The sequence below is a fragment of the Streptomyces sp. ActVer genome (genome assembly GCF_027270795.1).
GTDB classification, from domain to species: domain Bacteria; phylum Actinomycetota; class Actinomycetes; order Streptomycetales; family Streptomycetaceae; genus Streptomyces; species Streptomyces umbrinus_A.
Window position 1 is genome coordinate 1 of the sequence record NZ_JAPWHT010000108.1, and the last position, 26,266, is coordinate 26,266.

A 26,266-nucleotide genomic window follows, 5' to 3' on the forward strand; every position below is an offset into this window, starting at 1 on the left:
ATGAGCGGTTCCTCGCGGAGCTGGCGGAACACGGCGAGGGTGACTTGCTTGCCGCTGATCGTGAGGGTCTTCACCTCTACCGCGGCCGTGGTGATCGTGGCGTTCAGGGTCGTGAGCTGCTTCATGAGGTTCTCCGTTCAAGGACGGCGGAAGGTGTCGGGCACGTGGCCGGCGAGGGCGCGCACCACGTCGGGGGTGGAGGGCAGCGCACCGACCAGGACGGGACAGCCGTCGTCGTGGCGGATCTCCAGTCGGGGCCCGTTGGTGTCCGGGTCGGTGCCGAGGACGGTCTCGCTGAGGCAGTGGCCGCACTGGTAGTTGGCGGCGAGGGCGGTGGCGTCGATGTCGCCGATGACGTAGTCGGTGCGGCGAGGGCTGGACATGTCCGTCTCCTGCGGCGTGCCGTCGGGAGTCCGGGCCTGGCCGCTCACACGTCCTCGGGGAACATCAGGACGTACCCGTCCGGGTCTAGCTGCGCCCACGCCTCGCGCCCGCCCAGCGCCTCCAACGGGCCCGTGAGAAACAGCTCGCCGTCCTGCGCGCTGGAGTCCCGGGCGGAGGCCAGGGCCGCGCTCAGAAGAGGGCGTACGGTCGCGTGCTCGACAACCGGCCGGTGCCCGTTCGCCGCGTCCAGAAGGGCCGCAGTGGCGCGGACTGCGGGCCGGCCGTTGAGAGCGAGTTCGTAGGCGCGGATGTCGACGAGGACGGCGTCACCGAACGCGCCGCCGAACTCCTCGGCTTCCTCGATCTGCTGAGCGAGGGACTCGGCTGCAGCTTCCTTGCTGCCGCACTCCTTCTCCAGCATGTTGGCCATGCCCTCGGCGAGGTGCGCAACCATCTCGATGAGTTCGCCGATCGGGTCCGGCTTGAAGAGACGGATGATCTCGTCGTAGACAGAGCCCTGATCTTCGGCGCGGAGGCGGTGGATGGTGAGCGCCATCGCGTTGCGGCGGGTCCGGCGAAGCTGCTGCGCCCGGCGGTGGGTCTGGATTCCGTACGTCTTCACTGGTCGCTTTCCTTCGGTCGTCATGGGTTCCTCCGTGGTCGTTGTGGTCGGTGTTGCGCGTGACGCTCGCTGCTCGCCCCTAAAGAAGGGGGCGAGCGGCGAGGTCACTTCACTTCGCCCCCGGCGAGGTCGGGGCGAGGTGCGGCGAGGTCGCGCTGACTGCCGTTCCCGCAGGTCGGATGCGGTGCGACTTCGCCCCGTGACAGGGCGTCAGGTACGCGGCGAGGTGGCGAGGTGGCCGGGGCGAGGTCGATAACCCTGTGACCTGCGCAAACACCTCCGGCTCCGCTGCTGCTGCGTAGTTGTGGGGCGAGGTCCGGCGAGGTCGCAGCGAAGTCGGGGCGCGTGGTCATGACGCGGTCTCCGGCGCCGCTGGCAGGCTGTGGAGCACCGCGTTCCGAGCCCCGTGACTGATCTCGACCTGCTTGGCGTGCACGAGCCGTGTCAGCGCGCGGCGAGTCGTGCTGCGGTTGCCAGACACCAGGTCCTCGATGGCGTTCTTGCTCAGCGGTTCCGTGGCCTCGGTGAGCACCTGGAGAACTGCAGCCTCTCTGGCTGAGGCTTCGGCCTCGTCCTTCGCCGCCTTCTCCTGCGCGGCCGTCATCTCCGCCGGATCGTCGGTCCGCTGGATCGGCGGGTACAAGTGCGCCTCGGCGTACTCGTCGCCCTCGGAGCGGATGACGAGGTCGGCGAACCAGTGCATCGGGTTCTTCCCGCCCGGCAGCGCATGCTTTCGTACCTGCGCGGGCCGGTCCTTGGCGATGCGCAGGCGGGAGCGGCCCTCGGTGTTGATGCCGAAGGGACGGACGGCTTCGAGCATGTACTGGACGCCGTCGACACCGTTCAGCTTGTGGACACCGCCGAGGCTGTACCGGCCGCGAGACTCCGTGCTCTTCACCACGTGGTCCAGCGGGACGACTGCGGCCCCGGCGTCCGCCAGCGGGCGCAGCAGCGCGCGCCCGAACTTGGCGATGTCGGTGTTCTCCTTGAGCTCCAGGCCCATCATCGTCATCGCTTCGGTGACACCGTCGACCACGACGAGCGTCGCCTCGAACTCGCGGACGCGGGAGGCCAGCGCCTTGAGCACCAGCGGCGACGGCGCGCCGCCGGGACGGATGTAGTGGAACCGGTCGGCGATGTCCTGCGGCAACGCGCCAAGCAGCAGCAGCCGCCCGATGACACCCTCTTCGGAGTCCTCAAAGTCGAGATAGAACACGTGGTTGCCGCGGTTGATCTCGACGAGGCAGGAGACGAGCGCGACCCACGACTTGCCGGCCTCGGACTCGCCCTGGATGCCATTGACGCGGCCCGGATAGAAGAGGCCGATGCCGTCGTCTCTCGCGCCGACCGTCGGCAAGCTGGGCTTGTACGTGCCGCTCAGGACGGACGTCAGGTCAACGTCATCCCAGTCGGACCCCGCGGACGGGACCCCGGCGGTGAACGTGTCCAGGTCGGTGACCGCGGTGAGGGCGACCTCGATCGCGGCCTCAAGGTCGTCGTCGTGCTCGATGCGGGTGAGGGCTCCGCGTAGCTTCGCGGCAATGCGGTCCCGGACCGTGAACCTGCGTAGTTCCTCCGCGTGCCACTCGGCGTCTCCGACGTTGTGCATCCCCAGAGAGCTGAAGACGGTCGGGCCGCCGATCTTCTTCAGCACGTCGTCCGGCATCGCCAGTTGGAGCGCCCAGTAATCGACGGGCTCGCCCGCCGGGATCCGCTGCGCCAGGAGTTCCCAGACAGCGCGGGCCGGTGTGTGCCGCAGCATGTCGGGGGTGATGATCTCGGCGAGCGCGGGGAAGTGACTCGGGTTGAGCATGGCGGTCGCGGTGACCACCTGCTCAAGTCCGAGGCGCTCCTCGTCTCGCGCGCTCCACTGGGGACCGCCGTCGTACTCGGTCACTCGATGTACTCCGAGTTCTTGCAGGGGCAGAGCCGTCGACGGATCTCCCACAACTGCCAGCCTCTGGCCGTCAGTCGGCGGATCTCGTGGCGCAGCTCGCGCATGGTCAAGCCGTACGGATTCGTGGAGCAGGGGAAGGAGCGCGCGGGCCGCTTCCGCCCGGCGTCGTACGCCAGGCGGAGACGGCCGCGGCGCGGCTTCATGCGACGGCCCTCGCGAGGTGGTTGATCAGCAGCCGGGCCGCGTGCCCGTCGTCGACCCGGACGGCGACGAGGAGCCGGTGCCGCAACTCCGGTACGGGCGCGGTCGGCGCGGGATGATCCGGCGTCCGGGAGACCGCGGCGTTCTCGGTCGGCCGTCGGCCGGAGAAGTACGGCATCATGAGGAGTACGTCCTCCTTCTTGGTTCGAGAAGACGTCGCCCCGGTACAGCCGCCAAGCAGGCCGGGGCTTCGTCATGGGTGGGCGTGGGGCCCGGTCGCTGGTGCTGGAATCACCGACGACCGGGCCGTCTCATGCGATACCGAGGCGGGGCGCGACGCTGTCGTCGCCGTTCTGCTCGGCGTCGAGGCGCTGCACGTACGCGTGCAGCACATCGGCCGGCACTCGGCGGGCGCGGCCGATTTTGATGCTCCGCAGCTCGCCGCTCCTGATGAGGGCTTTCGCCGTGGTGAGCCCGACGTCGAGCTTCTCGGCTACCTCAGTGGCGCGGTACAGGATCCGGGTCATGCGAGTCTCCCGAGTAGGTGGCGGCGAGTACGTATCACCGCTTGCTCACCATGACTCTAGAGAGTCGCCGAGGGTCGTGCAAGTATCCGGAGACACTTACTCACGTGCGTGGTGCCACTTGCTCATTCGCTGACAGCGCTGGCATGCTCAGCGGCATGGCTGTTCACATCGGAACGTGGCAACTTGAGGTCCGCCCCATGGGATGGACGCGCCTCAGCGACAACAGCGGAGGCCCCACCGTCTACATCCAGTACGCGATCCCGGAGTCGGCAGCGGACACGCGCCTCGACATGCAAGCCGTGGTCATGGAGGCCGGCCCGGAAGAGCCCCTCACCGGCAGGACGTTCCGCCGCATCCCCCTGGCGATGGTGGAGAGCCACCTCCTGAAGGACATGGAGTACACCCACGGGATCTTCAGCTATCCGTGGGAGGGCCCTCGCCCGACCCTCGACTCCCTCGTCGAGTTCTTCGACAGCACCAAGGACAAGTTCACGACGTACAGGACGGGAGAGATCGGGGTCCGCGTAGGCGATGGGCAGGACGGAGACCCCAAGGGAAAGCTGCCGATCATCCGCTCTCCCGAGGGGCGGCTCACCGAAGACTTCCTCACCGATGTGGCCGAGGCCTACCGCTGGTTCACTGCGGCCGGCGAGCCACCAGCGCCGTCGATCTCGAAGCGAGCGAAGGTGCCCGTGCGTACCGTGCACCGCTGGATCTACGAAGCACGCAAGCGCGGCATCCTGCCGCCGGCCCGGGCGGGGCGAGCCGGATGAGCGGCCGCCGGAGCAACGGCGAGAGCAGCGTCTACTTCTCCGAGGCAGACGGGAAGTGGCACGGGTGGGTCACGGTCGGCACGAAGCCGAACGGTGCCCCGGACCGGCGCCACCGTATGGGCTCCGACGAGGTCGTCGTACGCGCCAAGGTCCGGCAGCTGGAGCGCGAGCGCGACGCGGGCAAGACGAAGAAGGCCGGCCGCGCGCCGACCATCGAGCAGTGGCTCACCACATGGATGGATACCGCGTGCGCCCGGAAGGTGGCCGACGGGACCATGAGCCCGCGGACGCTGGACGACTACCGGTCGAAGTGCCGCCTCTACCTGTTCCCCGGGATCGGCAAGCACCGCGTCGACAAACTGGAGGCGTCCCATATCGACGCCCTGTACCTCGACATGACGAAGCGGCACCTGTCGTCGGGCACCGTGCTGAAGACGCACCGGATCCTCTCCCGCGCGCTGAAGGTGGCGTGGCAACGGGAGATCGTCTCCCGCAACGTGGCCTTGATGGTCGAGCCGCCGTCCGCGGCCGAGGGCGAGATCGAGCCCTTCAACCAGACGGAGGCCCGCGCGCTCCTCGCCGAGGCGGCCGACCGGCGCAACGGCGCCCGCTGGTCCGTCGCGCTCGCCGAGGGCCTGCGCCAGGGCGAGGCGCTCGGACTGCGCTGGAAGTACGTGGACTTGGACACCGGGGTCATGAAGATCTGGTGGCAACTCCAGCGCCTTACCTGGCAGCACGGTTGCGAGGACGCGCACGCCTGCGGTGCGAAGCATCACCGCAAGGGCTGCAAGGCCACGTGCAGGCAGCACGCCAAGCTGAAGAACGGGTGCCCGAAGCCGTGCGCGAAGGACTGCACGGCGCACGCCAAGACATGCCCGGAGCGCACGGGCGGGGGGCTGGTCTTCCGGGAGCCGAAGGGGAAGAACAAGCGGCTCGCCCCGATCCCGCCTCCGCTGGTTCCGCTCCTCAAGGCGCATCGGAAGGACCAGCTGCGCGAGCGCCTGGCGGCCGGCGAGTTGTGGGAGGAGAACGACCTCGTGTTCTGCCAGCCCAACGGGAAGCCGATCGATCCGCGGATGGACTGGGAGGAGTTCAAGGACATCCTCACGGCGGCGGGCCTGCGGGATGCGCGGGTGCACGACAACCGGCACACGGCCGGCACGCTGCTGATCGAGGCGGGCGTCTCGCCGCGCGTCGTGATGGAGATCCTCGGCCACAGCTCGATGCGGATGATGACGCGGTACACGCACGTCGCGTCAGTCCTCGCGAACGATGCGGCGAAGCGGATGGGTGACGCGCTGTGGGGGTGACCAGAATTCGACCGCACGTACGACACGGGTCGGTAACCGCAACTTGCGTTGCAACTAGGCCGGAAACAACTCAGCGGCTTCCCGGAGGAAACCGCTGGTCAGAGGTGGAGCCGCCTTCGGGATTCGAACCCGAGACCTACGCATTACGAGTGCGTTGCTCTGGCCATCTGAGCTAAGGCGGCATGCTGCCAGAACTATGGTGCGATCGGCAACGTGCGTAAGTCTACACAGTTTCGGGGGGTGCTCCGTACAGGCTTCGGGAGCACCCCCGGCGGACCGCGTGATCATGCCCCTGAGCAGCGCTTTCCGTTCTTCGGAGGGGTGCCTTCGAGGAGGTATTCGTTGATCGCGGAGTCGATGCAGGCGCTGCCCCGCCCGTAGGCCGTGTGGCCGTCACCGTCATAGGTGAGGAGGGTGCCGGAGGAGAGCTGGGCGGCCAGGGCCTGGGCCCAGCGATAGGGGGTCGCGGGGTCACGGACGGTGCCGACGACCACGATGGGGGCGGCGCCCTTCGCCTCGATGCTGCGGGCTTCGCCGGTCGCCTTCACGGGCCAGTACGCGCAGTTCAGGGAGGCCCAGGCGAGGCTCTCGCCGAAGACCGGGGAAGCCTGCTCGAAGGAGGGGAGCGCGTCCTTCACCTCCTCGGGGGAGGAGAACGCGGCCGGCAGGTCCAGACAGTTGACCGCCGCGTTGGCGAACATCAGGTTCTCGTACTTGCCGTCGGAGTCGCGCTCGTAATAGCTGTCGGAGAGGGCGAGCAGGCCCGCGCCGTCCTTGTCCTTCATGGCCATGTCGAGGGCGTCGCGCAGTTGGGGCCAGGACCCTTCGTCGTACATCGCGGCGATGACGCCCGTCGTGGCCAGCGCCTCGCCCAGCTTGCGGCCGTCCGCGTCGCCCGTCTCGATGGGGGCGCCGTCCAGTTGCCGGAAGAAGGCCTTCAGGTTCTTGCCGACCTGTTCCGTCGTCGTGCCCGCGCCGCCCAGCGGGCAGTCCGACTCGCGCACGCAGTCCTTGGCGAAGGACTGGAACGCCGTCTCGAAGCCCGCCGTCTGGTCCTGGTTCGTCTTCCGCGCGGGCAGCGACGGGTCCAGCGCGCCGTCCAGGACGAGCCGGCCGACCCGCTCCGGATACAGGCCCGCGTATGTCGCCCCGAGAAACGTGCCGTACGAAGCACCCACGTACGTCAGCTTCTCGTCGCCCAGCGCCGCACGCACGAGGTCCATGTCACGGGCCGCCTCGACCGTGGACACATGGCGCAGCAGGTTGCCCGCGCGCCGCCCGCAGCCCTCCGCGAACTCCTTGAAGGCGCCGACCAGTTCACCGGTCTCGCGCGCGTTGTCGGGTGTCGTGTCCGTCTGCGTGTACGCGTCCATCTCGCGCCCGGTGAGACATTCGACGGGCTCGCTGCGGGCGACACCGCGCGGGTCGACCGCCACCATGTCGTAACGGGCGCGGACCTTCGCCGGGTAGCCGATTCCGGCGTACGCCTGGAGGTAACCGACCGCCGAACCGCCCGGCCCGCCCGGGTTGACCAGCAGCGAACCGAGCCGCTTGCCAGGACCCGTGGCCTTCTTGCGGGAGACGGCCAGCCGGACGTCGCCCTTGGCCGGCTCGGCGTAGTTGAGCGGGGCCTTCAGCGTCGTGCACTCGAAGCCGGCGACACCACAGGCGCGCCAGGCCGGCCGCTGACCGTAGTACGAGGCCAGCGCCGACGGGGTGGCCTCGGGCAGGGCACGCAGCGCGGCCGCCGCTCCGGCCGGGCTCGTGGAGCTCGTCGAACTCCCCGCGGAGCAGGCGGAGACGAGCAGTCCGGCGACGGCGAGCAAGGTGCCGCACGCGCGAAGGGATCGGTTGGCCCGAGGTGACCTGGGCCGGCGCCTGGTGTACATCGAGCGAGCGTAACCCTGCGCGATGAATCGGTCGCTCAGAGTCGTCAACCCGACCTCGTACGAGTGACGCCGTCAACTCCGGGCGGGACGGGCAGGACGGGCGGGACGGGCGGCGCGCTTCACGAACTCCGGACAGGACGAACGGCGTGCGTCACGAACTCTGAGCGGGACGGGCAGGACTCGCAGGACCGGCAGCGCGCGTCCCGTGGCCGCGTCAACCGGCCCGCAGCGCCATCGTCATCGCCTCCACCGCCAGCAGCGGTGCCACATTCCGGTCGAGGGCCTCGCGGCAGGCGGCGATCGCCTCTATCCGGCGCAGGGTGGTCTCCGGGGACGAGCCGCGCGCCAGCCGGTCCAGGGTGTCCCGCATCTCCGTGTTGGCGAGGGCGAGGCTGGTGCCGAACTGGAGGGCCAGGACGTCTCGGTAGAAGGCCGTGAGGTCGATCAGGGCCAGGTCCAGGCTGTCGCGCTGCGTACGCGTCTTGCGGCGCTTCTGCTTGTCCTCCAGCTCCTTCATCACGCCCGCGGTGCCGCGCGGCATCCGGCCGCCCTGGGACGCGCCGAGCGCCGCCTTCATGTCCTCCGTCTCCTTGACGTCGGTCTCCTCGGCGACCTGCTTGGCGTCCTCGGAGGCCGCGTCGATCAGCTCCTGCGCCGCCTTGAGGCAGGCACCCACGTCGTCGACACGGAGGGGCAGTTTGAGGACGGCGGCGCGCCGCGCGCGGGCGCGCTCGTCCGTGGCGAGGCGGCGGGCCCGCCCGATGTGGCCCTGGGTGGCGCGGGCCACGGCGGCCGCCACGTCCGGCTCGATGCCGTCGCGGCGTACGAGGACATCGGCGACCGCGTCCACGGGGGGCGTCCGGAGCGTGAGGTGACGGCAGCGGGAGCGGATGGTGGGCAGTACGTCCTCGATGGAGGGCGCGCAGAGGAGCCAGACCGTACGGGGGGCGGGCTCCTCGATGGCCTTCAGAAGGACGTTGCCCGCGCCCTCCGTGAGGCGGTCGGCGTCTTCCACGATGATGACCTGCCAGCGGCGGCCCGCCGGGGACATCTGTGCCCGGCGTACGAGATCGCGGGTCTCCTTCACGCCGATGGAGAGGAGGTCGGTGCGGATGATCTGCACGTCGGCGTGGGTGCCGATCAGGCTCGTGTGACAGCCGTCGCAGAACCCGCAGCCGGGGGATCCGCCGAGAGCCCGGTCGGGGCTCACGCACTGGAGGGCCGCGGCGAAGGCCCGCGCGGCGGTGGAACGGCCAGAACCCGGCGGCCCCGTGAAGAGCCAGGCGTGCGTCATCTTCGACGCCTCGGCGACCGGGGTGTGGTCCGCCACCGCCGTGACCTGGGCGTCGGCGTCCCGGGCGGCGGCGTCGAGTTGCACGCTCACCTTCTCCTGGCCCACCAGGTCGTCCCACACGGTCATGGGATGCCGCCCTTCCGTCGCACCGGTGCCTTGCGCATCCCATTGTGCGGGAGGGGACTGACAACGCGGTCCACACGGCCCACGCACTCCCCGCCGGCACCTACCGCACGGGCCACGTCACCGCCGACGCCGCCCCGGCCACAAACCGGAGGGACAGGCCTCGATCCGCCCGTCAGCGCCGCCGGCGCCCGCGCCCCTGGTCCGGCTCGTCGTCGTCACGTGGACCCAGCAGTTCGTCCGCCAGCGTCGGGAGGTCGTCCAGCGGGGTCTCCTCCGCCCAGTCCGAACGGGGACGTCGCCGAGGCGTGCCCTCCTCGTCGACCTGAGGCAGCTCGCGCGTACGGGCGTCGGTGCCCTCGCTCCCCGGCCGCTCGTCACGGAAGTACCCCGGGGGCACCCGGTCCGCCGGACCGCTCCCCTGCTCGCCGCCGCCACGGTCGTCCCGTACGGGAGGAAGGACAGCCGTCTCGTCCGCGGCGGAGCCCTGCCCGACCGGCGGCAGCACAGCGGTCTCGTCGGCAGCCGACCCCGGCCTCACCGGAGGCAACACGGCCGTCTCATCCGCAGCCGAACCCGGCCGCACCGGCGGCAGCACAGCGGTCTCGTCGGCCGCCCCCTGCGGTGCGGGAGGCTGCGGCAGCACGGTCGTCTCGGCGTCGTCGGGCCCGGCATCGCGAGGCGGCACCGGACGAAGCACCGCCGTCTCGTCGGCCGGCCCGCCGGACGCGTTCGTGGGTGTGACGACGGGCGTCGGCACCGTCTCGTTGTCACGGCCGCCCGCCGAGCCACCGGAACCAGCCCCTCCGGAAGCGCCGGAAGCCCCTGAACCACCGGAAGCTCCGGAATCCGCCGCACTCGAAGCCGCCGCAGCGGCAGCCGCCGCGGCCGCACTGGAAGCCTCCGCCTCCCTCTCAGCCTCCCTCTGCGCCTCCGCCGCCCGCCGAGCCTGCTCGGCCCGGACCAACGCCTCCTCGGCCTTCCGCTGCTTCTCCAGCCGCCGCTCCTCGGCCTCGGCCCGGAGCCGCGCCTCCTCCTCGGCCTGCTTGCGCCGGCGCGCCTCCTCGGCCGCGAGGGCCTGCTCCTCGGCGAGCCGCCGTACGCGTTCCTCCTCGGCACGCACGCGTGCCGCCTCGGCGCGCTGCCGGGCCTCCTCGGCCTGCCGCTCGGCCTCGCGCCGCTGGGCCTCCTCCAGCTCGCGCTGCTTGCGCTCCTCTTCCTCCGCGCGCAGCCGGGCGAGCTGTTCCTGGCGCTCGCGCTCCAGCCGCTCCTCCTCGGCCTTGCGGGCGGCCTCTTCCTCGGCCCGCCGACGCGCCTCCTCCTCGGCCGCCTTGCGGGCCTCCTCCTTGGCCTTGATCTCGGCCTCGGAGAGCGGAAGCACCACATCGAGCCGATGCCGGATCACGGTCGTGACGGCTTCGGGCTCCTGCCCGGCGTCGACGACCAGATAGCGCGCCGGATCGGCGGCGGCGAGCGTCAGGAAACCGGACCGCACGCGCGCGTGGAACTCGGCGGGCTCCGACTCAAGCCGGTCCGGCGCCTCGGTGAACCGCTCACGGGCGGTCTCCGGCGCCACGTCGAGCAGCACGGTCAGATGGGGCACCAGCCCGTCGGTCGCCCACCGGTTGATACGGGCGATCTCGGTCGGGGACAGGTCACGCCCGGCCCCCTGGTACGCCACGGAGGAGTCGATGTAGCGGTCGGATACGACCACCGCGCCCCGCTCCAGGGCGGGCCGCACGACGGTGTCGACGTGCTCGGCGCGGTCGGCGGCGTACAGCAGCGCCTCCGCGCGGTGCGAGAGACCGGCCGACGACACGTCGAGCAGGATCGACCGCAGCCGCTTCCCGACGGGCGTGGCACCCGGCTCGCGCGTCACCACGACCTCGTGCCCCTTGGCGCGGATCCACTCCGCGAGCGCCTCGGCCTGGGTCGACTTCCCGGCCCCGTCGCCGCCTTCCAGGGCGATGAAGAAGCCCTTCACTGCGGCCGCCTGTACGGGATCGTCCCCACCGCGCAGCGCGTCCAGCAGGTCGTGCCGCAGCGGCACCCCGGAGCGGTCGTCGGCCTTGGCCAGCACCAGCGCGGCGACCGGCAGCAGCAGCGCGCCGACCAGCATCAGCGTGAACGCGGCACCGCCGTGCGCGAACACGAACTTGCCGTTCTCCACGCGGTGCGGGCCGATGGCGGCGGCCACCAGGGGGGCCACCAGCGCTCCCAGGGCGACGAAGACCCGTACGACCGCGTGCAGGTGTTCCGTCGTACGCGTGCGCCGGTACTCCTCGGCCTCCTGGTCGAGGAGGGCGTGCCCGGTGTTGGCGGCGACGCCCGCGCCGATGCCCGCCAGCCCGAGGATCAGGATGACCGTGGTGACGTCCGGGACGAGGCCCGCGGCGAGCAGCGCGATCCCCGTGAAGGCGATCGCCAGCGCGAGCAGCCGGCGCCGGGACAGGGACGGCAGCAGCTTGGCGGCCGTACGGATGCCGATCACGACACCGCCGGTCAGCGCGAGCACCAGCAGCCCGTACGTCACCGGCCCGCCGCCCAGGTCCTTGGCGTGCAGCACGGAGACGGCAACGGCCGCCGCGATCGCCCCGGCGACGGCCGCGCAGGCGAGCACCAGGAGCGGGATGGCCCCGGTGCGGCCCTTGTCGATACCCGTGCCCGTCTTGGGGCGGCGCAGCCCTTCGAGCGGCGACCGCGCGCGCGGGGTGCGCGCGTCGGGCAGTTCGAGGAAGGTCAACACGGAAAGGGACGCGGCGAACAGACCCGCGGAGACGTACGAGGCGAGCGCGGCCTGGTGCTGCGCGAACCATTCGAGCCCGGCGCCCAGCAGGTTGTTGACGAGCGCGGCGACGACGAGCGTGGCCCCCGCGAGGGGCACCGCCACGAATCCCGTACGCAGTGAAAGGCGCCGCAGCGCGTCCATGTGGTCCGGCAGCGGGCGTACCGTCGCGCCCTCCAGCGGCGGCGCGGGCAGCAGCGCGGGCGCCGCGCTCTCGCGGCACACCATCCAGAAGCGCTCGGCGACCCCTATGACGAAGGCCGTCACCAGGAGCACGGCCAGCGCGTTCTCCGGCGTCCAGTCGATCCACAGGGGGGCGATGATCAGCAGCACGGCCCGCACACCGTCCGCGCCGACCATGGTCCAGCGGCGGTCGAGCGGCCCCTCCTGGGAGGTGAGGGACGTGAGCGGGCCGAGCAGGACCGCCCCGAAGAGCAGGGTGGCGAGAATCCGTGCCCCGAAGACCGCCGACACGGCGAGGGCCACTCCGCGGTAGCCGCCTCCGAAGGAGCCGTCGGAGACCGCCGCCTGGAGGGCGAGCAGGACCAGCACCAGCAGCGCGAGGGCGTCGCCGATGCCGCCCACCAGCTGGGCGCTCCACAAGCGCCTCAGCTGCGGCACGCGCAGCAGCGCCCGGACGGCGCGCTCCCGTGAATCTGCGACCAGGGCGTCGTCGGGGGCCGGGTTGTGGGCCGTTGGCTGCTCGGCTCGCGTCATCCTGCCAGCCTATCGGGAGGGACTGACTCCCCGAATAGGCCCCCGAACATGCGAACGCCCCCGACACCAAGTGGTGCGGGAGCGTTCGTTTCACGAACCAAAGGTGAAGGACTCGGTCCCGAGCCGGAGACGGGACCCGAAGGGCGTAACCGGCAAGCACGATCCGCGAAGGCCCTCACCGGAGGCGGGGCCCCAGGGCCCGCGTCCTCATCGGCCCGGTCGGCCTCAGTCCTCGGCCGTCGCCTGGGAAGCCGTCGCCTTCTTTGCGGTCGTCTTCTTGGCAGTGGTCTTCTTTGCTGCCGTCTTCGTGGCCGCGGTCTTCTTGGCGGCGGTTTTCTTCGCCGGCGCCTTCTTGGCCGGGGCCTTCTTGGCGGCCGTCTTCTTCGCCGTCTTCTTGGCGGGCGCCTTCGCGCGCTTCTCGGCGAGCAGTTCGAAGCCGCGCTCCGGAGTGATCTCCTCGACGCTGTCGCCGGACCGCAGGGTGGCGTTGGTCTCGCCGTCGGTGACGTACGGACCGAAGCGGCCGTCCTTGACGACGACGGGCTGCCCGCTGACCGGGTCCGCGCCGAGCTCCTTCAGCGGCGGCTTGGCGGCGGCGCGGCCGCGCTGCTTGGGCTGCGCGTAGATCGCCAGGGCCTCGTCGAGGGTGATCGTGAAGAGCTGGTCCTCGGCCTGGAGGGAGCGCGAGTCCGTGCCCTTCTTCAGGTACGGCCCGTAGCGCCCGTTCTGTGCGGTGATCTCCACACCCTCGGCGTCCTTGCCGACGACGCGCGGCAGGGACATCAGCTTGAGGGCGTCGGCCAGCGTCACCGTGTCGAGGGACATCGACTTGAACAGCGAGGCCGTACGCGGCTTCACGGCGTTCTTGCCGGTCTTCGGGGTGCCCTCGGGGAGCACCTCGGTGACGTACGGGCCGTAGCGGCCGTCCCTGGCGATGATCTGGTGGCCCGACTGGGGGTCGGCGCCGAGCTCGAAGTCACCGCTCGGCTTGGCGAGCAGCTCCTCCGCGAGCTCGATGGTCAGCTCGTCGGGTGCCAGGTCCTCGGGCACGTCGGCGCGCTGGTGGTTCTCGGAGTCCTTCTCACCGCGCTCGACGTAGGGGCCGTAGCGGCCGACGCGCAGCATGATGTCGCTGCCGTCCACGCGGAACGACGACACCTCGCGGGCGTCGATGGCACCGAGGTCCGTGACGAGCTCCTTGAGACCGCCGAGGTGGTCCCCGTCGCCGTTGCCGGCCTCCGCGGCGCCGGTCGCGTCGCCCTCGCCGAAGTAGAAGCGCCTGAGCCACGGAATGGCCTGGGCCTCGCCCCGCGCGATGCGGTCGAGGTCGTCCTCCATCTTGGCGGTGAAGTCGTAGTCGACGAGCCGCCCGAAGTGCTTCTCCAGGAGGTTGACCACGGCGAAGGACAGGAAGGACGGCACGAGTGCCGTGCCCTTCTTGAACACATAGCCGCGGTCGAGGATCGTGCCGATGATCGACGCGTACGTCGACGGGCGGCCGATCTCGCGCTCTTCGAGCTCCTTGACCAGGCTGGCCTCGGTGTAGCGGGCCGGGGGCTTGGTCGCGTGGCCGTCGACCGAGATCTCCTCGGCGGACAGCGGGTCGCCCTCGTTGACCTGCGGAAGCCGGCGCTCGCGGTCGTCCAGCTCGGCGTTCGGGTCGTCGGCGCCCTCGACGTAGGCCTTGAGGAAGCCGTGGAAGGTGATGGTCTTGCCGGACGCGCTGAACTCGGCGTCACGGCCGTCGGAGGCCGTGCCCGCGATCTTCACGGTGACGGAGTTCCCGACCGCGTCCTTCATCTGGGAGGCGACGGTCCGCTTCCAGATCAGTTCGTACAGCTTGAACTGATCACCGGTCAGCCCCGTCTCGGCCGGCGTGCGGAAACGATCACCCGAGGGGCGGATCGCCTCGTGCGCCTCCTGCGCGTTCTTGACCTTCCCGGCGTACGTACGCGGCTTGTCCGGCAGATAGTTCGCACCGTAGAGCTGCGTGACCTGGGCCCGGGCCGCGGTGATCGCGGTGTCCGAGAGGGTCGTGGAGTCCGTACGCATGTAGGTGATGAAGCCGTTCTCGTACAGCTTCTGCGCCACCTGCATCGTCGCCTTGGCGCCGAAGCCGAGCTTGCGGCTCGCCTCCTGCTGGAGCGTCGTCGTACGGAAAGGCGCGTACGGCGAACGGCGGTACGGCTTCGACTCGACGGACCGTACGGAGAAGTTCGTGTTCTCCAGGGCGGCGGCCAGCGCGCGGGCGCCCGCCTCGTCGAGGTGGAGCGTGTTCGCGCCCTTGATCTGGCCGAGCGAGTCGAAGTCGCGGCCCTGGGCGACGCGCTTGCCGTCGACCGTGGTCAGACGGGCGACCAGGGAGGCCGGGTCGCTCGCGTCACCGGCGCGGCCGGTGCCGAAGGTGCCGGTGAGGTCCCAGTACTCGGCGGAGCGGAAGGCGATGCGCTCGCGCTCCCGCTCGACGACGAGGCGGGTAGCGACGGACTGGACACGGCCCGCCGACAGACGCGGCATGACCTTCTTCCAGAGGACCGGCGAGACCTCGTAGCCGTAGAGGCGGTCGAGGATGCGGCGGGTCTCCTGGGCGTCGACCAGCTTCTGGTTGAGCTCGCGCGGGTTGGCGACGGCGGCCTGGATCGCGGCCTTGGTGATCTCGTGGAAGACCATCCGCTTGACCGGGACCTTGGGCTTCAGCACCTCCTGGAGGTGCCAGGCGATGGCCTCGCCCTCGCGGTCCTCATCGGTGGCGAGGAAGAGTTCGTCGGAGTCCTTGAGCAGGTCCTTGAGCTTCTTGACCTGGGCCCGCTTGTCAGCGTTGACCACATAGATCGGCTCGAAGTCGTTGTCGACGTCCACGCCGAGGCGCCGCACCTCGCCGGTGTACTTCTCGGGCACCTCCGCGGCGCCGTTGGGGAGGTCGCGGATGTGCCCGACGCTCGCTTCGACGACGTAGCCGGGGCCGAGATAGCCCTTGATCGTCTTCGCCTTGGCGGGCGACTCGACGATGACGAGTCGGCGGCCGCCGTGTGCGGTCTCGCTGGTCGGGGACAACTTCGCTCTTCTCTCCGGTCGACGCAGGGGGTCTCGCCCCAGGCCTGGAACCCGGGGGTCGGGTCATGCTGACGCTGCGGAGTGTGACGGTACATCCCGCCCCCGTGTCAAACGGGAAAAGCCCGCAACGGCCACTCGAACGGTAACCCGACTCCCGCCATTCCTGCCGCCCGGAGTGCCGACCTGCCGTTTCCGACCTATCCGGAGGGTGACCTCTCAGTTACTGGAGGTCTGCGTTCCGGAGGGCTCCGGGCCTTGTCCGCGACGGCCGACGGCCGTCGAATCCCGGACACCGAAGGTGACCGTTCCCGGCCGGCTCGGCCGAGGGGACTCCGGGGGTGTCGCCGGAAGGAGCGACGCTCAGGTACGAGTGAAACACCACACGGCGAGGAGCAGCGCGGACGTCCCGGCGAAGGCCGCGACCGCGGCGGAGGCCACGGGATGAACCCCGTGGGCGACAGGGGCGCGCTGCCGCAGCCGGACGGCCGTCCACAGCAGGAGACCGCCCCCGAACAGGGCGAACACCGATCCCGTGAAGATCGCCGGTCCGCTCTCCATGGTTCGTCTCCTCCGCCCTTTGGTACCCAGCACCGGGACGCTGACACCCCCGGGCAGCCGGAACACCAACCCCGGGTGAACACAGGGCGGACAGCTCCGTGCGCCCTCATGCGGAATCCGTCACACCGTCCCGGACGTCGGTGACGGGCCTGCCACCCGGCCGGTGCGCGGCTCGGCGGGCGCGAGGCAGCCGGGCATGCGGGGCATGCCGGCGACGAGCCGCGCTCGGGGGGCTCGGGCCGCAGCGCGATGCCGTGGTCGGTGGGCAGCACGGGCGCGTACGGATCGCCGGAAGCGTCCGGTGGCGCAAGGATGTTGGCCGGTTTCACGTCCCGGCGCGGAATCCCGATCCGGTGCCCCGCGGCTGGACGGGCCCCGGCCGGAGGCTGGGGCCCGTCTGAAGACGTCGCACCCCCTCCGGGCCCCTCGCGCATCAACACGTCCCGCCCCGTGGCCACATGCGGGCCGGCTCCTCGTCGTACGAGAGCCGGACCGGGACGCCCACCCGTCGGGCCCCGGAGAACTCACCGGGCGGGCTCGATGAACCCCTGCTCGACCAGCAGCCGGATCTGGGACGGGGTCCGGTCCCGCAGCAGGACCGGGTCCTCCCCGACCAGTTGGGCGATGGCGTCCAGGATCCGGCCCGCGCTCAGCGTGCCGTCGCAGACGCCCGCGAAGCCCGCGCCGACCGTGTCCACCTTCGTGGCCCGCCGCATCCCGCGGTGCTGGCGCAGCACGACGTGCTCGGGGTCCTCGGCGCCGGGCAGTCCGACCTGCTCCTGCACGATCTCGCCCGCGAGCCTGAAGTGCCCGGCGAGCAGGGCCGCGTCGTCGTGCGCCCGCAGATAGTCCACGCGGTCGAAGTGCGCGCGCACGGTGTCGCCGAGCGGCTGTTCGACGGAGTGCGGCCACTCCTCCACGACGACCGAGGGCTGGGCGGCCGCCGACTTGCGCAGGCTGATCCAGCCGAAGCCGACGGACTTCACCTTCCGCGCCTCGAACTCGTCCAGCCACGCGTCGTACCGCGCCTGGTACTCCACCGGGTCGGAGCGGTGGTCGCCCGCGTCCCGCAGCCACAGTTCGGCGTACTGCGTGACGTCCTGGACCTCGCGCTGCACGATCCACGCGTCGCAGCCGCGCGGCACCCAGGACCGCAGCCGGTCCTGCCAGTCCTCGCCCTCCACGTGCTGCCAGTTGGCGAGGAACTGCGCGTACCCCCCGTCGTTCAGCCGGTCGCCCGCCTCCTGAACGAGCGTGCGGCACAGATCGTCCCCGCCCATCCCGCCGTCGCGGTAGGTGAGCCGGGCGCCGGGAGAGATCACGAAGGGCGGGTTGGAGACGATCAGGTCGTACGACTCGTCGTCGGCGATCGGTTCGAAGAGGGAGCCCTCACGCAGGTCCGCCGCCGGGGCACCGGACAGGGCGAGCGTGAGCGCGGTGATGTGCAGCGCACGGGGGTTGAGATCGGTCGCGGTCACGCGCGTGGCGTGCTGCGCCGCGTGCAGGGCCTGGATCCCGGAGCCGGTGCCGAGGTCGAGGGCCGAGCCGACCGGCGTACGCACCGTGATGCCCGCGAGGGTCGTGGACGCACCGCCCACACCGAGTACGACTGCTGTGTCTGCCGGGCGGCCCTGGCTGCCGATGCCGCCGGCCCCGCCGACCGCGCAGCCGAGGTCCGAGACGATGAACCAGTCCTCGCCGCCCGGGCCGCCGTACGGCCGCACGTCGACCGTCGCCGCGACCTCGTCGCCGCCGGTCCGGGTCAGCCAGCCGCTCTCCAGGCAGTCCGCCACCGGCAGGACGTCCGCCACGCGCGCGTGCGGCACGGGCTGCTGCAGCAGGAAGAGCCGGACGAGCGCTTCCAGGGGTGAGTCGCCCCGGGTGGCCCGGAGCGCGGGCACGGTCTCGCTGCGGGCCAGCGCCGCGTACGCGGGGGCGCCGAGCAGGTCGAGCAGCCCGTCGGCGCTGAAGGAGGCGCCCAGGAGGGCGTCCCGCAGGCGTGCGGTGACGTCGGTGCGGTCGGACGAGGGCAACGGTGCCAGGCTGCTGTTACTCACGCCCCCATTGTGTCCGCTCCCGCCGCCGTGGCGCGCGCCCTGTGGACAGCCGGATCGGCCGGACCGGACGATCGGCCGGGCAGTCCGGGTCGGCGTCCGTGGGCGGTAACCGTGGAGACAGGCCGAAGGCCCGGTACGCGCGCGCGTACCGGGCCCTCTTTCGGTTGACGAACGATCGCTGCCCCGGGGGGCAGGTCTCGTTTCTCAGGCCTCGTTTCTCAGGCCTCGTTTCTCAGGCCTCGTCTCAGGCCTTGCTCGCCGACGGCGACGTGGAGGCGGACTTGCAGCTCTCCTGCTTGGCCATCGCCTTGCCCACGTCACCCTCCTCCAGCTTCTTGAGGGCGTCGTTGCCGCTCTGGCTGAGCTTGTCGAGCTGGGTGGCGATCCCCTTGAGACCGTCGGCGAACTTCGCCTGGTCCTTCGTGTCGAGGCCGTCGACCTGCTTCTTGAGGTCGGCGTACGAGGAGGAGATGGTGTTGAGCTCCGTGACGGCGTCCTTCTGCTTCTTCTCGCCGTCGTCGACGTCGGGCGCCCCGGCCTTGTTCACAGCGGCACCGATCGCCTTGTAGGCGTCGGACATGTCCTGGAAGGCCTTGGAGTCGGTCTTCTGGACGTCCGCCGGAGTGCTGTTGTCCGAGGTCTGCTTCTGGATCGCGGTATTGGCGGCCTCGATCTTCACCGCCTGCGGCTGCACCGCGTCACACACCTGCTTGGCCCAGGAGTTCAGCTTGTCGCTGCTGTCGTCACTGCTGCATCCCGACAGCGCCAGTACCAGTACCGCACCGCCGGACAGTGCGGCCGCGAGCTTCTTGTTCACCGGATTGGTCCCTTCCATGGCTCTCGGCCCCGGAACATACACGCCAAGTGGGCGACACCACCGTGACGAAGGTCCACTTCATCCGTTATTGAAGCCATTTGCACCAAGCGAGATAAGGCTCACGAACAGGGCGTGGACACACACGGGCGGGCGGACGGCACGTCAATACGCGCCGTCCGCCCGCCCGTTGAGCGGAGCCCGACCGGGCGATGACCCGGCCGGTCATCCAGTGGCTACGAAACCACCGCCGGATCCACCGACTTGGCCACCCGCTCGGAGTTGCCTTCATCACTCACGGCGATGCCTCGCCGCTTGGACACGTACACCGCGCCCACGATGACGGCGAGCGAGAGCACCGCGATGAGAACCCGCATGCCCACGCTCTTGTCCTCGCCGTAGCTGAATTTGACTACCGCGGGCGCGATGAGCAGCGCCACCAGGTTCATCACCTTCAGGAGAGGGTTGATCGCCGGCCCCGCGGTGTCCTTGAAGGGGTCGCCGATCGTGTCGCCGATCACCGTCGCGGCATGGGCCTCGCTGCCCTTGCCGCCGTGGTGGCCGTCCTCGACGAGTTTCTTCGCGTTGTCCCACGCGCCACCGGAGTTGGCGAGGAACACCGCCATCAGCGTGCCGGTGCCGATGGCTCCCGCGAGGAACGAGCCGAGCGCGCCGACCCCGAGCGTGAAGCCGATCGCGATCGGCGTCAGTACGGCGAGCAGACCCGGTGTGGTCAGCTCGCGCAGCGCGTCCTTGGTGCAGATGTCGACGACGCGCCCGTACTCGGGCTTCTCGGTGTAGTCCATGATCCCGGGGTGCTCGCGGAACTGCCGCCGCACCTCGTAGACCACGGCCCCGGCTGACCGCGAGACCGCGTTGATCGCCAGCCCCGAGAAGAGGAAGACGACCGCGGCGCCCGCGATGAGCCCGACCAGGTTGTTCGGCTGCGAGATGTCCATCATCAGGTTCATGGGCGCGCCCGGCCCCGAGACCTTCTCGCCCACTTCGTTCGCGGCCGTGAGGATCGCGTCGCGGTACGAGCCGAAGAGCGCCGCCGCCGCCAGTACCGCGGTGGCGATGGCGATGCCCTTGGTGATGGCCTTGGTGGTGTTGCCGACGGCGTCCAGGTCGGTGAGCACCTGCGCGCCCGCGCCCTCGACGTCACCGGACATCTCGGCGATGCCCTGCGCGTTGTCGGAGACCGGACCGAAGGTGTCCATGGCGACGATGACGCCGACCGTGGTGAGCAGACCGGTACCGGCCAGGGCCACCGCGAAGAGCGCCAGCATGATGGACGTACCGCCGAGCAGGAAGGCCCCGTACACGCCGAGGCCGATCAACAGGGCGGTGTAGACGGCCGATTCGAGACCGAGCGAGATACCGGCGAGGACGACGGTGGCCGGGCCGGTCAGCGAGGTCTTGCCGATGTCCCGTACGGGACGCCGGGTGGTCTCGGTGAAGTAGCCGGTCAGCTGCTGGATCAGCGCGGCCAGGATGATGCCGATGGCGACCGCGATGAGCGCGAGGATCCGCGGGTCACCGGCGTGGCCGAGGATGGCCTCGTCCGTGACGCCGTCCAAATCGGCGTACGAGGACGGCAGATAGGCGTAGACCGCCGCTGCCACGAGCGCCAGCGAGATCACCGCGGAGATGAAGAACCCGCGGTTGATGGCGCTCATCCCGCTGCGGTCCGATCGGCGCGGAGCCACGGCGAAGATGCCGATCATGGCGGTGAGTACGCCGATCGCGGGCACGATCAGCGGGAAGGCGAGCCCGGAGTCGCCGAACGCCGCCTTGCCGAGGATCAGCGCGGCGACGAGCGTGACGGCGTACGACTCGAAGAGGTCGGCGGCCATGCCTGCGCAGTCGCCGACGTTGTCGCCCACGTTGTCCGCGATGGTCGCGGCATTGCGCGGGTCGTCCTCCGGAATGCCCTGCTCGACCTTGCCGACCAGGTCGGCGCCGACGTCGGCGGCCTTGGTGAAGATGCCACCGCCGACACGCATGAACATGGCGATCAGCGCGGCACCGAGCCCGAAGCCCTCCAGGACCTTGGGCGCGTCGGCCGCGTAGACGAGAACCACACAGGACGCACCAAGGAGTCCTAGCCCCACGGTGAACATGCCGACGACGCCGCCCGTGCGGAAAGCGATCTTCATGGCTTTGTGCGAGACAGCGGTGAGATCCTTTTCGGGCTCACCCTCCGCCGGAGTCGCTTCCCGTGCCGCGGCTGCCACGCGGACATTACTGCGCACGGCGAGCCACATGCCGATATAGCCGGTGGTCGCCGAGAACGCCGCGCCGATCAAGAAGAAGACCGATCGTCCTGCGCGCTGATTCCAGTCGTCCGCGGGCAGCAGCATGAGCAGGAAGAACACCACGACGGCGAAAACGCCGAGCGTGCGCATCTGCCGGCCCAGGTAGGCATTCGCGCCCTCCTGGATCGCCACCGCGATCTTCTTCATGCTCTCGGTGCCCTCGCCCGCCGCGAGTACCTGGCGTACCAGAACCCCGGCGACGACAAGCGCCGCAAGGGCGACGGCCGCGATGACCATCACGATCAGACGGTTGTCGTCTGTCAGTACTGCGGCTGCGAGGGTAGTGGGCTGGTCAAACTGATGAGGGGTAGAAAGCCCCGCCATTCGTCCTCCTTGACGCTTGGACCGAGCTCAAGATGTGGACGGATTGTAGGTACCGGAACCTGATCAAAACAGTGCGCGGTAAGCGGAATTAGCCTTCACCTGCTCTTCAGCAAATGATCCAGGGATCATCACGGAACCCGAAAGCGGTAATGCCTCAAAAGCATTGACGCGTGATCCAATGGCGCCCGGCGTGGCGTAAAGCCGATCGTATTGTTGATCGTAATCCGGATAGTGAATTAATTCACGAAAACGCGGAGCTTGATCAGAAGAGGGTGCGAACATGCGAAAGGGCCCTGCTGAGCAGGGCCCTTTCGCACATGTGGGGCAGTACCAGGGGGTGGATCAGGGAACGAGCGCAGCCGGCGGCGTGGTGGGCCAGCTCATCCTGATCAGGCCGCCGTTCTCACCGGCGGTCACTTCGACGTCGTCGACGAGGCCGCTGATGACCGCGAGGCCCATCTCGTCCTCTTCGGTCTCGACGTCCGCGTCACTGGCTCCACCATGGGCGCCCGACGACTTGTCGCCGGGAACCGTGTGCGGGGCCTCGTCGCCGACCTCGATGGAGAACTGCTTCTCCTCCTCGATCAGCGACACCCGCACCGGCGCCGAGATTCCGCCACTCTGGTGCAGGCCGACGGCCCGGGTGCAGGCTTCGCCGACGGCGAGCCTGACCTCATCGAGAACGGCCTCGTCCACTCCGGCCCTGCGCGCCACCGCTGCCGCCACCAGTCGGGCGGTCCTGACGTGCTCGGGCAGCGCGCTGAAGCGGAGTTCAACGGTGGCCATGCATCCCCCTCGGAACTACGGGCGTGCGGTCGGGGGGCCGGGTCGCCGAGACCCGGCCCCCCTCCATTGACTTCTGCCTCCCGGACACGGTCCGGGATCCGGCTGTCGGCCGCTGACCGGCCAGTCAGGGACGGGCCGGTCCACGGCCGGTCAGTCGGTGGCCGCCACCGCTTCCTCGACCGAGGTGTGGATCGGGAACACCTTGGTGAGGCCGGTGATGCGGAAGATCTTCAGAATGCGCTCCTGATTGCAGACGAGCCGGAGCGAACCCTCATGGGCACGCACCCGCTTCAGGCCGCCGACCAGAACGCCGAGCCCGGTGGAGTCGAGGAAGTCCACGCCCTCCATGTCTACGACGAGGTGAAAACTGCCGTCGTTCACCAGCTCGACCAACTGCTCGCGCAGCTTGGGCGCGGTATATACATCGATTTCGCCACCGACCTCGACGACCGTACGATCGCCGACGGTACGGGTCGACAGGGACAGGTCCACGGATCCTCCAGCACCTTGCTATCGAGCGGTCATCCCAAGGGACACCTCGGCAGAGCCCCCGGGACGGTTCGCCAGCCGCGATGGCATTCAATCACTTACCGGCAGGCGTGCACGACGCCTTGGGTCCATTGTCCGTCACGCCAGTGACACACTCGATGCCGATGGCCAAGAATCACCGATCCGATCGAACCTCGACGGACACCGCATCCCGCCCCTCGCCGGGCGAGATCCTGGACCGGCTCGCCTCGGGGCCGAGCCGGGCTTCGCGCATCACTCATACGGAGCACTTGCCCCCACGTGAGGGTCGTCATGCCGTGTGGCCCGACCGGATCCGCGCGGAGGTCATCGCCGCGGTGCAGTCCGCGGGAATCGAACATCCCTGGGCCCACCAGGCACTCGCCGCGGAGCACGCCCTCGACGGCGAGTCGGTGATCGTCTCCACGGGCACGGCCTCCGGGAAATCCCTGGCGTATCTCGTCCCGGTCCTGTCGACGCTCCTCGACGGCTCCGAGGCGCCGAACGGCCGTGGCGCGACCGCGCTGTACCTCGCCCCGACAAAGGCACTGGCAGCGGACCAGCGCCGATCCGTGAAGGAACTTTCACAACCCCTGGGCAATGCCGTACGTTCCGCCGTCTACGACGGGGACACGCCCGTCGAGGAGCGCGAATGGGTACGCCAGTACGCCAACTACGTGCTCACCAACCCCGACATGCTGCACCGAGGGATACTTCCGTCACACCCCCGCTGGTCCTCCTTCCTGCGCGCCCTGCGCTATGTCGTCATCGACGAATGTCACACCTACCGGGGCGTCTTCGGGTCCCATGTCGCCCAAGTGCTGCGCCGGCTGCGCCGCCTGTGCGCCCGTTACGGCTCCTCTCCCGTCTTCCTCATGGCCTCGGCCACCGCCGCCGAGCCCTCGGTCGCCGCCTCCCGCCTCACCGGCCTGAAGGTGCTGGAGGTCGCCGACGACGCCTCACCCCGCGGTGAACTGGTGTTCGCCCTCTGGGAACCGCCCCTCACCGAACTCCACGGCGAGAAGGGCGCTCCCGTCCGCCGAACCGCCACCGCCGAGACCGCCGACCTCCTCACCGACCTGACCGTGCAGGGCGTCCGCTCGGTCGCCTTCGTACGGTCCCGCCGCGGCGCCGAGCTGATCTCGGTGATCGCCCAGGAACGCCTCTCCGAGATCGACCGCTCGCTGGCCCGCCGCGTGGCCGCCTACCGCGGCGGCTACCTCCCCGAGGAACGCCGCGCCCTGGAACAGGCCCTCCACTCCGGCGAACTCCTCGGCCTCGCCGCCACCACCGCCCTCGAACTCGGCATCGACGTCTCCGGACTGGACGCCGTCGTCATCGCCGGCTACCCGGGCACCCGGGCCTCCCTGTGGCAGCAGGCGGGCCGCGCCGGCCGCTCCGGGCAGGGAGCGCTGGCGATCCTGGTCGCCCGCGACGACCCGCTGGACACGTTCCTCGTCCACCACCCCGAGGCCCTGTTCGACCAGCCGGTGGAATCCACCGTCCTCGACCCCGACAACCCGTACGTCCTCGCACCCCACTTGTGCGCCGCTGCCGCCGAACTTCCGCTGACCGAAGACGACTTGCCCCTCTTCGGCCCCGCCACCGCCGAGCTGCTGCCGCAGTTGGAGGCCGCGAAGCTGCTGCGCCGCCGTACGAAGTCATGGCACTGGACCCGCCGGGAGCGCGCCGCCGATCTGGCCGACATCCGCGGCGGAGGCGGCAGTCCCGTACAGATCGTGGAGGCCGGTTCCGGGCGCCTGCTGGGCACGGTCGACGCGGCGGCCGCGCACGCCACCGTCCACGAAGGCGCCGTCCACCTCCACCAGGGCCGTACGTACCTGGTGAAGGAGCTGCACCTGGACGACTCCGTCGCCCTGGTCGAGGAGGCCAACCCCCCGTACTCGACGGTCGCCCGCGACACCACCGCCATCTCCGTCCTGGAGACGGACGTCGAAGTCCCCTGGGGCGACGGCCGGTTGTGCTACGGATCCGTCGAAGTCACCAACCAGGTCGTCTCCTTCCTTCGTCGTCGTGTCATCACCGGCGAGGTGCTCGGTGAGACCAAGCTCGACCTCCCGCCCCGCACCCTCCGCACCCGAGCCGTGTGGTGGACGGTCACCGAGGACCAACTCGACGCCGCCCGCGTGAACCCCGAGATCCTCGGCGGCGCCCTGCACGCCGCCGAACACGCGTCGATCGGCATGCTCCCGCTCTTCGCCACCTGCGACCGCTGGGACATCGGCGGCGTCTCGGTGCCGCTGCACCCGGACACCCTGCTGCCCACCGTCTTCGTGTACGACGGCCACCCAGGAGGCGCCGGCTTCGCGGAACGCGCCTTCCACACGGCCCGCGAGTGGCTCACCGCCACCCACCAGGCCATCGCTTCCTGCGAGTGCGACGCCGGCTGCCCGTCCTGCATCCAGTCCCCCAAATGCGGCAACGGCAATGAGCCGTTGCACAAACGGGGGGCGGTGCGGTTGCTGACGGTGCTGCTGAAGGGGGCTCCGGAGAAGCCGGCCGGGGAGAGCTGAGGCTGAGGGTTACGGCCCCACCTCCTCGACGGCTCGGTCGGACACTCTGGTCGGCGCCGGAGGTGTGCCGGGACCAGCTGATCCCGGCGAGCCCGCCGATCCCGCCGATCCGGGAGGGCCGGCCGGAACCACAGGCCCTACAGGCCCCGCCGGGCCCGCCCTGGCCCGCACCTCCGCCGTCAACGGTCCTTGTCCTGCCGCGACCGTGACGTCCGAGATCTCGCCCTGGACGGCACACCGCACGACCCGGGTGCCCTGGGCCCGTGCCACCCGCTCCGCCTGCCCACAGGCTGCCGTACCACCCTCCGTCCAGCGGTCGGCCGCCGCGAGCGCCGCCAAGTCGGCAGCTCCGCCCGCGCGGTGGCGGGTCACCACCGCTTGCCCCATCGCGAGGACGGCACCGAACACCACGCACAGCACGGCGATCGCACCCACGGTCCAGACGGTCGCCGATCCTCGGTCCGACGCGAAGCCGTTGGCGGGGGCCCTCGCAAAGACCCTTGTACGCGCCCGCCCACGCGGTCTCGCACCCACTCGCGTACCGCCTCGCGTACTCGCTCCCGTAGCGGCCCTCCTACGCGACCAGAGTCCCGTCCTCCTCATCCGCCCGCCCCCACTGTCTCCTCGGCCAGGGCCGCGGCCTCGTGCGTCAGGTCGAGGGTCAACGCGTCGGGCCCCGGCGCCTTCGCCTCGACCCGTACGTGCACCAGGTCGCCCTCTCTCCGGACGGTGACCCGGGCGCCGCTCGGCGCCGTGTCACGGGCCGCCGCCAGCACCGTGCCCGGCGGGTCC

The 26,266-nt window shown here is 70.4% G+C and carries 22 protein-coding genes and 1 tRNA gene; 3 read left to right on the forward strand and 20 right to left on the reverse strand.

Annotation, left to right across the window (positions count from 1 at the left end; genetic code table 11):
- Positions 1-137: 137 nt before the first annotated feature.
- The 6 genes from O3Q52_RS19300 to O3Q52_RS19325 all read right to left on the reverse strand — a co-directional run bounded on the left by O3Q52_RS19300 (position 138) and on the right by O3Q52_RS19325 (position 3,631).
- The gene (locus tag O3Q52_RS19300) at positions 138-383 is read right to left on the reverse strand and encodes a hypothetical protein (protein WP_269650027.1); all 246 of its coding nucleotides are present in this window, start codon (positions 381-383) and stop codon (positions 138-140) included.
- A gap of 44 nt (positions 384-427) precedes the next feature.
- Positions 428-1,030 carry a hypothetical protein gene (locus O3Q52_RS19305; RefSeq protein WP_269650028.1) on the reverse strand — a complete coding sequence of 201 codons (603 nt, stop codon included), beginning with the start codon at positions 1,028-1,030 and terminating at the stop codon, positions 428-430.
- A gap of 325 nt (positions 1,031-1,355) precedes the next feature.
- Positions 1,356-2,903 (reverse strand): AAA family ATPase, encoded by a 1,548-nt coding sequence (locus O3Q52_RS19310; RefSeq protein WP_269650029.1) that lies wholly within the window; start codon positions 2,901-2,903, stop codon positions 1,356-1,358.
- Positions 2,900-3,106, reverse strand: a complete 207-nt coding sequence (locus tag O3Q52_RS19315; protein WP_269650030.1) for a hypothetical protein — start codon at positions 3,104-3,106, stop codon at positions 2,900-2,902. The genes O3Q52_RS19310 and O3Q52_RS19315 overlap by 4 nt, the downstream gene beginning before the upstream one ends.
- A complete protein-coding gene (locus O3Q52_RS19320; RefSeq protein ID WP_269650031.1) occupies positions 3,103-3,285 on the reverse strand; it encodes a hypothetical protein in 183 nt (60 codons plus the stop codon). Before O3Q52_RS19320 ends, O3Q52_RS19315 begins: the two co-directional genes overlap by 4 nt.
- 130 nt (positions 3,286-3,415) lie before the next feature.
- Complete coding sequence (locus O3Q52_RS19325; RefSeq protein ID WP_269650032.1) at positions 3,416-3,631, reverse strand: helix-turn-helix domain-containing protein; 216 nt, start codon at positions 3,629-3,631, stop codon at positions 3,416-3,418.
- A gap of 197 nt (positions 3,632-3,828) precedes the next feature.
- Here O3Q52_RS19325 and O3Q52_RS19330 point away from each other — a divergent pair, with 197 nt between their 5' ends.
- Complete coding sequence (locus tag O3Q52_RS19330) at positions 3,829-4,404, forward strand: hypothetical protein (RefSeq protein ID WP_269650033.1); 576 nt, start codon at positions 3,829-3,831, stop codon at positions 4,402-4,404.
- Entirely contained in the window at positions 4,401-5,714 is a 1,314-nt protein-coding gene (locus O3Q52_RS19335) for a tyrosine-type recombinase/integrase (protein ID WP_269650034.1), read from the forward strand. Before O3Q52_RS19330 ends, O3Q52_RS19335 begins: the two co-directional genes overlap by 4 nt.
- 105 nt (positions 5,715-5,819) lie before the next feature.
- On the opposite strand, the gene O3Q52_RS19340 is transcribed toward O3Q52_RS19335, so the two are convergent.
- From O3Q52_RS19340 to bldG, 12 genes are all read right to left on the reverse strand, one after another.
- A tRNA-Thr gene (locus O3Q52_RS19340) sits at positions 5,820-5,896 on the reverse strand.
- 102 nt (positions 5,897-5,998) lie between these two features.
- Positions 5,999-7,603 (reverse strand): alpha/beta hydrolase, encoded by a 1,605-nt coding sequence (locus tag O3Q52_RS19345; RefSeq protein ID WP_269650035.1) that lies wholly within the window; start codon positions 7,601-7,603, stop codon positions 5,999-6,001.
- A gap of 214 nt (positions 7,604-7,817) precedes the next feature.
- Positions 7,818-9,023: a DNA polymerase III subunit delta' gene (locus O3Q52_RS19350; protein ID WP_190230608.1), complete on the reverse strand. Its 1,206-nt coding sequence runs from the start codon at positions 9,021-9,023 to the stop codon at positions 7,818-7,820.
- 172 nt (positions 9,024-9,195) lie between these two features.
- Entirely contained in the window at positions 9,196-12,522 is a 3,327-nt protein-coding gene (tmk, locus tag O3Q52_RS19355; RefSeq protein ID WP_269650036.1) for a dTMP kinase, read from the reverse strand.
- Between the two features lie 225 nt (positions 12,523-12,747).
- Entirely contained in the window at positions 12,748-15,576 is a 2,829-nt protein-coding gene (topA, locus tag O3Q52_RS19360) for a type I DNA topoisomerase (protein ID WP_269650037.1), read from the reverse strand.
- A 360-nt stretch (positions 15,577-15,936) separates the two neighbouring features.
- A complete protein-coding gene (locus O3Q52_RS19365) occupies positions 15,937-16,134 on the reverse strand; it encodes a hypothetical protein (RefSeq protein ID WP_266761973.1) in 198 nt (65 codons plus the stop codon).
- Between the two features lie 524 nt (positions 16,135-16,658).
- A complete protein-coding gene (locus O3Q52_RS19370; protein WP_269650038.1) occupies positions 16,659-18,191 on the reverse strand; it encodes a methyltransferase in 1,533 nt (510 codons plus the stop codon).
- 244 nt (positions 18,192-18,435) lie between these two features.
- Positions 18,436-19,026 (reverse strand): oligoendopeptidase F family protein, encoded by a 591-nt coding sequence (locus tag O3Q52_RS19375; RefSeq protein ID WP_143640322.1) that lies wholly within the window; start codon positions 19,024-19,026, stop codon positions 18,436-18,438.
- Positions 19,027-19,241: 215 nt separating this feature from the next.
- The gene (locus O3Q52_RS19380; RefSeq protein WP_269650039.1) at positions 19,242-21,647 is read right to left on the reverse strand and encodes a sodium-translocating pyrophosphatase; all 2,406 of its coding nucleotides are present in this window, start codon (positions 21,645-21,647) and stop codon (positions 19,242-19,244) included.
- Positions 21,648-21,710: 63 nt separating this feature from the next.
- On the reverse strand, positions 21,711-21,929 hold the full coding sequence (locus tag O3Q52_RS19385) for a hypothetical protein (protein WP_269650040.1): 219 nt from the start codon (positions 21,927-21,929) through the stop codon (positions 21,711-21,713).
- A 60-nt stretch (positions 21,930-21,989) separates the two neighbouring features.
- Positions 21,990-22,433 carry an ATP-binding protein gene (locus O3Q52_RS19390; RefSeq protein WP_269650041.1) on the reverse strand — a complete coding sequence of 148 codons (444 nt, stop codon included), beginning with the start codon at positions 22,431-22,433 and terminating at the stop codon, positions 21,990-21,992.
- A gap of 150 nt (positions 22,434-22,583) precedes the next feature.
- The gene (gene bldG, locus O3Q52_RS19395) at positions 22,584-22,925 is read right to left on the reverse strand and encodes an anti-sigma factor antagonist BldG (protein WP_003975386.1); all 342 of its coding nucleotides are present in this window, start codon (positions 22,923-22,925) and stop codon (positions 22,584-22,586) included.
- An 80-nt stretch (positions 22,926-23,005) separates the two neighbouring features.
- On the opposite strand from bldG, the gene O3Q52_RS19400 reads away from it, so the two are divergent.
- On the forward strand, positions 23,006-25,474 hold the full coding sequence (locus O3Q52_RS19400) for a DEAD/DEAH box helicase (protein WP_269650042.1): 2,469 nt from the start codon (positions 23,006-23,008) through the stop codon (positions 25,472-25,474).
- Between the two features lie 9 nt (positions 25,475-25,483).
- Here the strand turns inward: O3Q52_RS19400 and O3Q52_RS19405 are convergent, their stop codons facing one another.
- Positions 25,484-26,008, reverse strand: a complete 525-nt coding sequence (locus O3Q52_RS19405) for an Rv3654c family TadE-like protein (protein ID WP_332112923.1) — start codon at positions 26,006-26,008, stop codon at positions 25,484-25,486.
- 65 nt (positions 26,009-26,073) lie between these two features.
- On the reverse strand, positions 26,074-26,266 hold a 193-nt coding region (locus O3Q52_RS19410; protein WP_269650044.1), incomplete at its 5' end, for a TadE family type IV pilus minor pilin.